At 60.5% G+C, this 12,407-nt stretch carries 10 protein-coding genes; 3 read left to right on the forward strand and 7 right to left on the reverse strand.

What is annotated here, in order from left to right; all coding sequences use genetic code 11:
- On the reverse strand, positions 1–1,123 hold a 1,123-nt coding region (locus tag EN993_RS22075), incomplete at its 3' end, for an NAD(P)H-hydrate epimerase (RefSeq protein ID WP_127264815.1).
- Between the two features lie 358 nt (positions 1,124–1,481).
- Here EN993_RS22075 and EN993_RS22080 point away from each other — a divergent pair.
- Complete coding sequence (locus EN993_RS22080) at positions 1,482–1,820, forward strand: P-II family nitrogen regulator (protein WP_006205430.1); 339 nt, start codon at positions 1,482–1,484, stop codon at positions 1,818–1,820.
- A gap of 65 nt (positions 1,821–1,885) precedes the next feature.
- Positions 1,886–3,295, forward strand: a complete 1,410-nt coding sequence (gene glnA / locus EN993_RS22085) for a type I glutamate--ammonia ligase (RefSeq protein WP_056588641.1) — start codon at positions 1,886–1,888, stop codon at positions 3,293–3,295.
- A gap of 734 nt (positions 3,296–4,029) precedes the next feature.
- Here glnA and EN993_RS22090 read toward each other — a convergent pair.
- Positions 4,030–4,470, reverse strand: a complete 441-nt coding sequence (locus EN993_RS22090) for a hypothetical protein (protein ID WP_127264816.1) — start codon at positions 4,468–4,470, stop codon at positions 4,030–4,032.
- 421 nt (positions 4,471–4,891) lie between these two features.
- On the opposite strand from EN993_RS22090, the gene EN993_RS22100 reads away from it, so the two are divergent.
- The gene (locus tag EN993_RS22100) at positions 4,892–6,397 is read left to right on the forward strand and encodes a hypothetical protein (protein WP_127264817.1); all 1,506 of its coding nucleotides are present in this window, start codon (positions 4,892–4,894) and stop codon (positions 6,395–6,397) included.
- Between the two features lie 122 nt (positions 6,398–6,519).
- Here the strand turns inward: EN993_RS22100 and EN993_RS22105 are convergent, their stop codons facing one another.
- From EN993_RS22105 to EN993_RS22130, 5 genes are all read right to left on the reverse strand, one after another.
- Positions 6,520–7,560 carry a glutamine synthetase beta-grasp domain-containing protein gene (locus EN993_RS22105; protein ID WP_126069199.1) on the reverse strand — a complete coding sequence of 347 codons (1,041 nt, stop codon included), beginning with the start codon at positions 7,558–7,560 and terminating at the stop codon, positions 6,520–6,522.
- Positions 7,561–8,161: 601 nt separating this feature from the next.
- Entirely contained in the window at positions 8,162–10,048 is a 1,887-nt protein-coding gene (locus tag EN993_RS22115) for an MFS transporter (protein WP_109672268.1), read from the reverse strand.
- A 194-nt stretch (positions 10,049–10,242) separates the two neighbouring features.
- The gene (locus EN993_RS22120; RefSeq protein ID WP_109672266.1) at positions 10,243–11,034 is read right to left on the reverse strand and encodes an ATP12 family chaperone protein; all 792 of its coding nucleotides are present in this window, start codon (positions 11,032–11,034) and stop codon (positions 10,243–10,245) included.
- An 11-nt stretch (positions 11,035–11,045) separates the two neighbouring features.
- The gene (locus EN993_RS22125) at positions 11,046–11,963 is read right to left on the reverse strand and encodes a DMT family transporter (protein ID WP_127264818.1); all 918 of its coding nucleotides are present in this window, start codon (positions 11,961–11,963) and stop codon (positions 11,046–11,048) included.
- A 2-nt stretch (positions 11,964–11,965) separates the two neighbouring features.
- The coding region (locus EN993_RS22130; RefSeq protein ID WP_164757753.1) for an RluA family pseudouridine synthase at positions 11,966–12,407 on the reverse strand (442 nt) is incomplete at its 5' end.

Here is a 12,407-nt window from a genome sequence, read left to right on the forward strand (position 1 = left end):
GCTCACGGGCGGCTTCGAACAGCGCCTGGGGTTGATGGGCCAGAGAGGTGATGGCATCGGCATCAAGAACGATCGCACTGGCGTGGCTTGCGGTCGCCTCGTCGCGTGCACCATCCGCCAAAGCCTTGATCAGTTGCAGGGCAAAATTGCCGACCTTGGGCTCTGGCCCGAGCCCCGGTCCGAACACCAGCGCCTCGGGACGGCGCGCCGTCAGAAATTCCTGCACCTCTTCGAGCGAACCCGCCTCGCGCAGCATGATCGCGGTCAGGTGTGTCGCGTTCACCTGCATGGCATTGGGCGGCGACAGCACGGTGACCGCCCCTGCCCCGCTTCTCGCGGCGGCCATCGCCGACAGCCGCGCCGCGCCCGTCGCGCTGGGGCCGCCGGAAAAGACGCCGACATGGCCACGCTTGTATTTGTGCGCGTCCACCGCCGGCACGGGAAATTCCCGCAACCACAGGTCCGGCACATTCTCGAAGGTCGACACAGCGAGCTGGGCGATGATGCCGTCGCCGATACCGATGTCGGCGAGCACGATTTCACCGCATTGCCCGCGCCCCGGCAGCAGCAGGTGGCCAGGTTTCTTCCGTGCGAAGGTGACGGTGACCTCGGCGCGAAACGCCCTGCCCAATATGTCGCCGCTGGTTCCCGAGACGCCCGACGGCAGGTCGACCGCGACCACAGGCAGGCGCAGGGCTGTTACGGTGTCGACGGCTTTCGCGGCATCGCCGGACAGCGACTTGGACAGCCCTGCCCCATAGAGCGCGTCGACCACGATCGAGCCGGCCTCGGCGTCGAAACCAGAAAGCGGCAGGGGTTTGATCGGGCACTCCGCCGCGGCGAGCGCCGCGTCGCTTTCCGGCTTCGGCGCTCCGGATGCCCAGATCGTTGTGCTAACGCCGCTGTCGGCCAGGATGCGGGCGACGACATAGCCATCACCGCCATTGTTGCCGGGACCGCACAGCACATGAACGTGCGTCGCTGCGGGATAGCGCTTGAGAATCTCAGCCGCGACCGCTTCACCCGCGCGCCGCATCAGGCCGATGCCGTCGGCTGGACCGGCGGCAATCGTCAGCCGATCGGCCTCGCTCATTTCGGCGGAGATAAGAAGTTCGTTGCTCATGGATTGCCGATCCGCATGCGATCAAGCATTGTCCAATTTTCGATCCGAAGCAAACAAAGGGAGTTGCCGAGATTTGCAGCCATATCGTCGGCATGAGGGCATTGCAGGCACGAAATTGCCTGAGGGATAGGCGATATGCCTAATTTTTGTGCGGACGCAGGTGCCGGCGCTGTGTAGGCTCCGGCAGCCCATGCCGCTTCCGGTGCAGCGAATGACGCGAATTTGCATCCCGGCGCGGCGCGGCTTTGAAATCGTATGAGACCGCTTCGAATCCGTCCAACTGGCACAGTTCGTGCTTGATGGAGGCGCAAGCGGGGGGTCACAACCCGTTTTTTTGGCAGTGGAGGCCACTTTTTACATGAAAAAGATCGAAGCGATCATCAAGCCATTCAAGCTGGACGAAGTGAAGGAAGCGCTTCAGGAGGCCGGACTGCAAGGCATCACTGTCACCGAGGCAAAAGGCTTCGGTCGTCAGAAGGGTCATACCGAACTCTACCGCGGCGCCGAATATGTCGTCGATTTCCTGCCCAAGGTGAAGATCGAAGTCGTGCTTGGCGACGATGCGGTCGAAGGCGCGATCGAGGCCATCCGCAAGGCGGCCCAGACCGGCCGTATTGGCGACGGCAAGATCTTCGTTTCCAATATCGAGGAAGTCGTGCGAATCCGCACCGGCGAAACGGGCATGGACGCGGTCTGACCCGACCCGGCCATCCTCCTGAAAACGTCATCATCAAAAAACGTCATCACACAGGGATACATGACATGACGACAGCCAAAGACATCATGAAGCAGATCAAGGACAACGACGTGAAATTCGTCGACCTGCGCTTCACAGACCCGAAGGGCAAGCTGCAGCACGTAACGATGGATGTCATCGAGGTCGAGGAAGACATGTTCGCCGATGGCGTGATGTTCGACGGCTCGTCGATTGCCGGCTGGAAGGCCATCAACGAGTCCGACATGGTGCTGATGCCCGATCCGGAAACGGTCCACATGGACCCGTTCTTCGCGCAGTCGACCATGGTCATCCTGTGCGATATCCTCGATCCGGTTTCGGGTGAATCCTACAACCGCGATCCGCGCGGTACGGCCAAGAAGGCCGAGGCCTACATGAAGGCGGAAGGCATCGGCGACACCATCTTTGTCGGCCCGGAAGCCGAATTCTTCGTCTTCGACGACGTGAAATACAAGGCCGACCCCTACAACACCGGCTTCAAGCTCGACTCCACAGAACTGCCGTCGAACGACGACACCGACTATGAGACCGGCAATCTCGGCCACCGCCCGCGCGTCAAGGGCGGCTACTTCCCGGTACCGCCGATCGACAGCGCACAGGACATGCGCTCCGAAATGCTGACCGTGCTCGCCGAAATGGGCGTGCGCGTCGAAAAGCACCATCACGAGGTGGCGGCTGCCCAGCACGAACTTGGCATCAAGTTCGACGCGCTGGTGCGCAACGCCGACAAGATGCTGATCTACAAGTACGTCGTGCACCAGGTCGCCAATGCCTACGGCAAGACGGCGACCTTCATGCCGAAGCCGATCTTCGGCGACAACGGCTCGGGCATGCACGTCCACATGTCGATCTGGAAGAACGGCAAGCCGACCTTCGCCGGCAATGAATATGCCGGCCTGTCGGAAAGCTGCCTGTTCTACATCGGCGGCATCATCAAGCACGCCAAGGCGATCAACGCCTTCACCAATCCGCTGACCAACTCCTACAAGCGCCTGGTGCCGGGTTACGAAGCGCCGGTGCTGCTCGCCTATTCGGCGCGCAACCGCTCGGCGTCCTGCCGTATCCCGTTCGGCTCGTCACCGAAGGCCAAGCGCGTCGAGATCCGCTTCCCCGATCCGGGCGCGAACCCCTATCTCGGCTTCGCGGCGCTGCTGATGGCTGGTCTCGACGGTATCAAGAACAAGATCCATCCCGGCCAGCCGATGGACAAGGATCTTTACGACCTGCCGCCCAAGGAACTGAAGAAGATCCCGACCGTCTGCGGCTCGCTGCGTGAAGCACTGCAGAGTCTCGACAAGGATCGCGGCTTCCTGAAAGCCGGCGGCGTCTTCGACGACGACCAGATCGACAGCTACATCGAGCTGAAGATGGCCGAGGTGATGCGCTTCGAAATGACACCGCATCCGGTCGAGTACGACATGTACTATTCCGTCTGAGATTCAATCTCGGACTAAGATTCAATATTATATTCAAGCCCTTGAAAGATTTCTCTCTTTCAAGGGCTTTTCGCTGCGCTCCGATAGGGGGTGCCTGCTGATCGGCGTGCGAAAACGGGCCGACTCGACATAAGCAGCGTATCTGCGTTGAGTTTTCGACGATCGTGCGCATGCTTAGGCGCGCGGTCTATCGGCACGCACGATACGTCGATTCGGTGACGTCAGTCCCAGGCTCAGCAAAGTCCGATGAATGGAAAGCGGATCACAATTTGATCGCGAACATGAAGCCAGGAGCGAGCGGAGCACTGTCTCAGGCTACAGTGACCGCTCGTCCGGCGCCCCCGCCAATGCCGCCGTTCAAGAAAACCCCGCCCGTCCGAACAGCATTGCGTGACGTAACCCCAAGGCCTGCGAATACGCATGCTGCACTGCGATCTGTCAACGCCACCAACCGGGCTGTGGATGGCCAATTTCGTTGCATGAACAGATGCTTATGGAAGGGTCTTTGCCACAGATAAATGCTGGAAAAGGCGGTTTTCCGGGCTTTCTGACAAACCATCACTGGAAATGGACACGGCGACGGCCGGATTCCGGTGGCATTCTCGACCGTCGGAATTGCCTGACTTTTTCTGGGTGCTTTTGGCTCGAGATGCGATCTGCCCGGTAGCGGCCAAAAAGAACCCCGGCCTGGGCCGGGGTTCTTGCAAAAAGCAGACCGTCGGAGGGACGTGGATCTACCCTGCAAGCTCGTCGGGACCGTGCAGGTTCCGGTCCGTTCGCCTGGCCAGGACCAACAGGTAGTAGACAGCGGCCACGACCATGATCAGCCCCGTCGCGATCAGGCTCGGACGGCCGAAGGCGACGTCCAGGTAGTTCTGGTAGGCGACGTAGATCAGCGCCACGAAGGCGAGGACGGCCGGGACAGGGAAGAGCGGCATGCGATAGTGCCCGCCATCGTAGGTGCCGCTGCGACGACCGACAAACGCCGCCACGCACAGCAAGGCATAGACGACCACCAGCGACGCGCCACTGACGACCAGCAGCAGGTTGATGTCGATGAAGCAGGCGACGGCCGCCAGCACCGCCACAACGATGGTGGCGATCCAGGGCGAGGCGTAGCTGCCGTGGACCGAGGCGACGGCGGCGTTGATCGGACCGAACCAGGCTACGGCCATATGGACTTCATTCCGTGGGGGCGCATGGACGCCTTCTACGCCGCTGTTGTGCAGGCGCCGAGGAGGCCGTGCTGAATGCCCTGGTCGCCAACCAGGAGATGATTGGCCGCGACGGCAACCGCACGCCTGCCCTGCCGCATGACAAGGTTGTGGCCGCGCTGAAAGCGCGTGGTGTCATCATCGGTTGACCCCTGGCACGCTGTATCCTGGACGGCGGCAGTAACCCGTTCCTCCGACGACAGACCTCTTGGCTAGCAATACTGCTGGACTCAGTCAGCGAGCACAACGGCTCACACCAGAGCTGAGGTTATCGACATCCAGGCCTTCGTTTTTCAGTCATCTCTCCAATTTTCATGATCGGATTCACCCGGCCATAAATCTATCCATCTATCTCTAGGCAACGAAGATGGAGTGTTGCCAGATGATCCCGAAGCGAGTTGTTTCAGCGCTATTGGCCGCCCTGATCGTCTCGGCGCAGCCTTCCCTGGCATTCGGCGGCAGCTTCCAACTCCAACAACTCAGCCCAAGCGACAGAGCGGCATTCGACGCTATCGTCAGCGCCGTCGACAATTGGCAGAGCGATCCCGCCCAGGTCGCGAAGGTTCAAGCGGATATCAAGAATTTCAGCGCCAGCCATCCCGATTTTGTCCCCATTCAGGTCGAGGCAGCCTACGCGAAATCGTTGTACGTTTCGGACGGGCTCGGCACGATCATTGGAAGCAAGTCATTCACTCCCATTATTGTAGAGCTGCAAAAGCGCGATCCGACCTATGCCAGGTCCTACATCCTGGGTGCCCGGGCCTTCATTTTTTCTGGCGACTTGGCAAGCGCCAGACCGCAGCTCGCCAAGGCAGCTGAACTCGATGGCAACGCCCCCTGGGCCGATCTGACCTGGGCTCTGCTGTTCGATCGCGCCGGCGAGCGAAACAAGGCTGCGACGTCGGCCAGGGCCAGTCTCGCCAAAGCGGCAGGACAACCCCTGGCAATGGCCAAGGCAATCGTGATAATCGCAAGAAATGGCGGCGTCCCGGACGACAAATCCGCTGAAATGCTCGCGGACCAGATTTACCGAATCGAGGGAAACGCCTCGACTTTAACAACCGTCATCTCGGAGACCTTGGATCGGTACAGCTTTCAGCCGGGGCTCCTGCAGACTCTCGCGCAGCTTGCGCAGCGCGTTTCGAGTGCGTCGGCGCCAACCCCCAAATTTCAGCTTCAGATCGCACGCTGGTACCTGTCGGCGGGATATATGTATGAGGAGGCTGGGGCTGCCCGGTATCGGCAGGACTACGCGAAGGCCGCGCTCGATACGTTGGACAAGATCCAGGATGCACCGGACGTCGCCCAAATGGCCTGGAACCTGCGTTTCGCCATTGCCGCGAGCAATGATGATTTGCCCCAAATGCAACAGCTGATTGCGGACGGCGAGAAGAAAAATTACTCGGTGCAGACGATTGCGCACAACAAAGGCGTTCTCCTCTACGCCCAAAAGAAATTCAAAGAGTTGATCGCGCTCTACAAGGAAGCAGGCCTACCGGATGACAATTTGCTTGCAAGGGCCAATGAACGTGGCGGCAGCGTGGAATTCGCCAAGCGTTACTATTTGCGTCAATTGGAAATGTTGCCGACCGCTCCAAACCTTAACGGGAACTATGCAAGTTTTCTGCTGACGCGCTTTGCGGATGCCGATGGCGCCATCGAATATGCTGGAAAGGCAATGGCGCTGATGCCTTATGAGAACGCCCGCCAAACTCTCTCGCTTGCCTTGCTTCTGAAGTCGGGCCGCTACGTCCGCAGCGGAAATCTGCCTGAGGCGAGGAACACGTTCGAGCAAGCCAGCCTGGTGGGAATAGATCCGGACTACGCCAGAAAATGGTGCTTCGATTTCTGTGACGATGTGAAGGCCGCGCTTCAGGCATTTCAGTAGAGCGAGCGGCGCGCCAAGGTTCCATTACAAAAAGGAACCCCAGCTTTCGCCGGGGTTCTTGCTTGGGAAGACCATAGGATGGACCTGAGACGGCCACGGCAGGTTTCCGCCGTGACGAAGGCTCAAGCCGCAGCCGAAACCTGGGCGCTTGCCGGCACCGAAGCGATCGTCTTCAGGATCTGCGAGGCGATCTGGTAGGGGTCGCCTTGCGAGTTCGGACGACGATCTTCCAGATAGCCCTTGTAGTCGCTCTTGATGAAGGAATGCGGCACGCGGATCGAGGCACCGCGGTCGGCGATGCCATAGCTGAACCGGTTCCATGGCGCGGTCTCGTGCTTGCCGGTCAAGCGCTTGTCGTTGTCGGGACCGTAGACGGCGATGTGGTCCATCAGGTTCTTGTCGAAGGCCGCCATCAGCGCTTCGAAATAGGCCTTGCCGCCGACTTCGCGCATATAGGCGGTCGAGAAGTTGGCGTGCATGCCCGAACCGTTCCAGTCGGTGTCGCCGAGCGGCTTGCAGTGGTATTCGATGTCGATGCCGTATTTCTCGGTCAGGCGCTGCATCAGGTAGCGGGCCATCCACATCTGGTCGGCGGCTTTCTTGGAGCCCTTGCCGAAAATCTGGAATTCCCACTGGCCCTTGGCCACTTCGGCGTTGATGCCTTCGTGGTTGATGCCGGCGGCGAGACAGAGGTCGAGATGCTCCTCGACAATCTGGCGCGCGACGGAGCCGACATTGGAATAGCCGACGCCAGTATAGTACGGGCCCTGCGGTGCGGGATAGCCGCTCTCGGGGAAGCCGAGCGGGCGGCCGTCCTTGTAGAAGAAGTATTCCTGCTCGAAGCCGAACCAGGCGCCCTCGTCATCGAGAATGGTGGCGCGCTTGTTGGAGGCATGCGGCGTGACACCATCGGGCATCATGACTTCGCACATGACCAGCACGCCGTTGGTGCGGGCTGGATCCGGATAGATGGCAACCGGCTTCAGCACGCAGTCGGAGCTGTGGCCCTCGGCCTGCTGGGTCGATGAACCATCGAAGCCCCATAGCGGCAGCTGCTCAAGCGTCGGGAATTCGGCGAATTCCTTGATCTGCGTCTTGCCGCGAAGGTTGGGGACCGGGGTGTATCCATCGAGCCAAATGTACTCGAGCTTATATTTCGTCATTCTAGCCTCTCGTTGCTTGATCACCGAACACTGAAACGGCGTCGACATGCGTCTGCCTTCAGCAGCCGGCCCTGCCGGATCCTTAAAATGCAATTCGTGTGCCATTCTTCGCCCGGAGGGTGCGGCAAAACTGACGCGGCATTCCATTGAAGTTGGCAAGCCGCCTAAGCAATGCGTCCAGATCAATCACAGTCGCAATACGCACAAATAATAGGCAAATACTGATCTTTTGGTAGGCATATTGCCTAACTTGATTGCAGACCTTATCTTCGGATCAAGTTGAATCGACAAGGTTCGGCAGAAGAAAGGATCCCGACAATGGAAATCATTTCCACGCGACCGTCGGCCAAAATTCTGATGTTCCCGGCGGCAGCGCGCGTCACTGCCTCAAATTTGAGCGGCAAGGCTAAGTTTGCGGCATAGCTTGCCTCGCTGCGCGGTGTGCGGACGGATTTCGGAGACGGCTGGTACCACGATGCGGCCATCGAGGAAGAGGCCCAGGGCCACAAGATCTAGCGCTGCGTGCACATCGCTTCTGATCAATTGAAAAGCCCGGCGCGAGCGATCGCGCCGGGCTTTTCTTTGTATGATGAGCCGTCGGCTACTTGGCGTGCAGGTCGGTTCCCAGCGTATCCTTGACGAAGATCATACCGATGATCAGCGTCATCGCCGCGATCACGATCGGGTACCAGAGACCATAATAAATGTCGCCCTTGGCCGCGCTCAAGGCGAAGACTGTCGCCGGGAGCAAGCCGCCGAACCAGCCATTGCCGATGTGATAGGGCAGCGACATGCCGGTATAACGGATGCGGGTCGGGAACATCTCGACCAGAATCGCGGCGATCGGTCCGTAAACCATGGTCACGTAGAGGATCAGGATGAACAGGATGCCGATGACCTTTGTCCAGTTGACCTGCGCGGGGTCGGCAAACATCGCGAACGCGCCGGACGCTGGAATGCTGTAGACGGTCACATCGGCGGTGGCGCCAGCGGCTTCATCGGCCGTCAGCACCTTGTCCTTGACCGCCTGGGCGACCGGAACTGTTGCCTTCTCGCCTGCGCGAATAGCGACGGCATCGAGCTTCAGTTCAGGATTGGCCGCGACGAAGGCGTCAAGCTTCTGGTCGGCGACCTTGGAGGCGGCACGCTTCAGCGGATAGCCGCCATCCTTGAGTGCCATGTTGACCGCCTTGGTGAAGGCAGCATCCTTGGTCTTGGCCTGATCGCCGGCAGCGATGGCGTCGTAAGATTCGACCGTTTCACCGCCGACCTTCACCGTTGCCGAGGTCCCAGGCGCCGCGCTGGTGACGATGTCATACGGCACCGAACTCTTGGCAAGGAACGACGTGGCGATGTCGCATGACGTGGTGAATTTTGCCGTGCCGACCGGGTTGAACTGGAACTTGCAGTCGCCGGGCGCCACGGTAACCGTCGCACGCGTGTTCTGCTGAGCGGCGGCCAGCGTCGGATTGGCTGCCCAGGTCAATGCCTTGAACAGCGGAAAGTAGGTGAAGATCGCCAGAGCCAGCCCCGCCATGATAATCGGCTTGCGGCCGATCTTGTCGGAGAGCCAACCGAACACGACAAAGAAGATGGAACCCAACGCCAAGGCGATTGCGATCAGGATGTTGACCGTCTGCAGGTCGACCTTGAGCACATTCTGCAGGAAGAACAGAGCGTAGAACTGGCCGGAGTACCAGACCACAGCCTGGCCGGCGGTGAGGCCGAGAAGGGCCAGGATCGCGATCTTGGCATTCTTCCACTGACCGAAGGCTTCCGTCAGCGGAGCCTTGGAGCCCTTGCCCTCGTCCTTCATCCGCTGGAAGGTTGGCGATTCACTGAGCGTTAGGCGAATCCAGACCGATACGCCAAGCAGGATGACCGAGACGAGGAACGGAATGCGCCAGCCCCAGGCGGCGAAGTCTTCCTTGCTCAACATTGCTTGAACGCCGAGGATGATGATCAGCGACAGGAACAGGCCGAGTGTTGCCGTCGTCTGGATCCACGAGGTGTAGAAGCCACGGCGGTCGTCGGGGGCGTGTTCGGCGACATAGGTTGCCGCACCGCCATATTCGCCCCCAAGCGCCAAGCCCTGCAGCATGCGCAGCGCGACCAGGATGATGGGGGCTGCGATGCCCCAGCTCGCGGAACCTGGAAGCAGGCCGACCAGGAACGTCGAACTGCCCATGATCAGGATGGTCACAAGAAACGTATATTTGCGGCCTACGAGATCGCCGATACGGCCGAACACCAGCGCGCCGAATGGGCGCACCAGGAAGCCGGCAGCGAAAGCCAACAGGGCGAAGATGTTGCGTGTCGCTTCGGGATACTGGCTGAAGAACGTGGCGCCGATAAAGGCCGCCAGCGAGCCGTAGAGATAGAAATCATACCATTCGAAAACGGTGCCGAGCGAGGAAGCGAAGATGACTTTCTTCTCCTCTCGCGTCATGCCGCGGCTTGCTCCGCCGGCGGTTGATGCCATTGCCATTGAGTTATCCTCCCGTGAGACCCTTGTCCTCGATACTGCGCGACAATGTCCGTGTTCTCCTCCGAACGCGGACTCAAGCACAGCCATCACGGAAAAAATGACAGAAAGCAGCCGCCAAAGGCAGCGCGTCTTTGGGATTATGACTTTGGTATTAGGTGCGCTGCGGGATGAAGCGGAGCGAGCGGCGAAACCCGTCAGCCCTTGAGCGCTTCGAGCAGGCCGATAGCGGCCATCATGTCGCGCTTGCGGGCCGCGCGGCGCGCGACCGCTTCGGCGTCCTGCCCCCATTGCTCGATTTGCCAGTCCTCGTCGACATGGCCGGCAGCCCAGGCAGCCTCAGCGTCGAGCTCGCCGAAATCGACAGCCAGTGCCAGCAGCGCCGAACCGGTCAGCGACGTCATCACGTGGATGGCGGCCAGCCGCAGCGGTTCGGCGCGCTGGGCAAGATGGCCGCCCAGCACGGCGATGCTTTCGCGTGGCTGCTCGACATGGATGATCCCCTCAGCGAGATTGAAGCGAGCCCCAAGCGTCGCCCTCGCCCAATCGATCACCGGGTCCCAATGCTGGTTCTGCCGCTCCACCAGCCCCTGCGGCGCGTCGGCGCGGTAACAGAGCAGATCGGATGAGGCGAAGCGGAGAATGTCTTCCAGCACCGCCTGCGGATCGCTGGCGACGCCATCGATAGCAGTGTTCACAAGCCGCATCACCGGCATGGTCACCGGATCAATGGTCTCGCCCTGTGCGGCGAATTCGTCGGCGACGAGCGCTGCTGCTGCCTCGGTCGGCAGGGCCAGCAGTGCCTTGCCCGGCGTGCGCACTGGCTTGCCGTCGAGATGCACGGCAAAGCCGTCTTCCACCGGCGCGACCGAGACGGTCTTGTAGAAGCGCTTCGGCAGATGCGTTTTCATCTGGATCTGGGCGCGACGCACAGGATCGGGATCGGAGAGATATTTGCCCGCCTCGAGGTCGTTGAGGATATCACGCATAGAAGTCTCTCTCACACCGGCGTCAGCTTGCGCACCGGCCGGTTGACGATGATCAGGCCGGCAGCAATCAGGCCAAGTGCCAGAAAAATGCGCATGGTCAGCGGCTCATTCAAGAACATGGCGCCGCACAAAACGCCGAAAACCGGCGACAGGAAGGTGAAACTGGACAGGCCTGACGCCGGATAGCGCCGCAGCAGCCAGAACCACAGCACATAGGTAAAGGCGACGATGTAGACCGCCTGGAAAAGCAGAGCCAAAGTCGGCAGCACGGTCGGGTCGCGGACAGGCGGACCGGCGAGAGGCAGCACCAATATGCCGACGATTGCAGCACCGGCGAGCTGATAGAGCAGAAGCTTTTCAGCACTCGCCTCCACCAGCTTCGAACGCTTGATGAGAATGTTGGTCAAGGCCCAGAAAAATCCGGAGCCAAGACTCAGGAGATCGCCGAACAACATGTCTCCGCTACCGCCAAGCTTGTCGGAAAAAACCGCGGCAAGGCCGGCAAACGCCAGCAGCAGGCCAAGGAACTTGCGCAGGGTGATCTGTTCGCCGAGCAGGAAATGGCCGCCGAGCAGCATCCAGAACGGCATTGTGTTGACCAGCAGCGTGTTGCGGGCAACGGTGGTGTGCTCCAGACCAACATAAAGGCAAAGGAACTCGATGCCGAAAAGCACGCCCACTGTGATGCCGGCGATCAATGTCCCATCATGCGTGAAAAGCGCTATGCCGCGCCACCGGCACCAGGCGAAGACGCAAAGACCGCCGATGATCGAGCGCGCAATCGACAGGAAGACGGGGTCGTAGCCGGCGTAGGAGACCTTGGCGGCGACGTAGTTCAGCCCCCAGGAAAATGTCAGACCGACCATGATGGCGGCGGCGGCCAGGTCGACCGTGTCGCGCCGGTCGAGCGTGTCGGTGGCGCCGCTCAAGATCAGTCCTCCGCGCTGGCGTCGTCGAAGCCGATCAGGTTCCAGCTCTGGCGCATATGCGGCGGCATTGGCGCGGTGACATCGATGACACCCTTGTCCGGATGCGGAATGATGATGCGGCGGGCGTGCAGATGCAGGCGGTTTTGAATACCGCCGGGGAAATCCCAGTTGGTGTCGGCCTCGAAATATTTCGGATCGCCCAGGATCGGGCAGCCGATGTAAGCGGCATGGACACGAAGCTGGTGGGTGCGGCCCGTGTAGGGCTCCATTTCCAGCCAGGTCATCGTCTGCGCCGCCTGTTCGATGATGCGGTAATAGGAGACGGCGTGGTCGGCGCCCTTTTCGCCATGCGCGGCGACACGGACACGGTCACCGTCCGGCGTCGGCTCCTTGATCAGCCAGGTCGAGATCTTGTCCTCGCGCTTGGGCGGCACGCCCTTGACC

The sequence above is a fragment of the Mesorhizobium sp. M7D.F.Ca.US.004.01.2.1 genome, from assembly GCF_003997785.1.
Lineage (GTDB): Bacteria > Pseudomonadota > Alphaproteobacteria > Rhizobiales > Rhizobiaceae > Mesorhizobium > Mesorhizobium loti.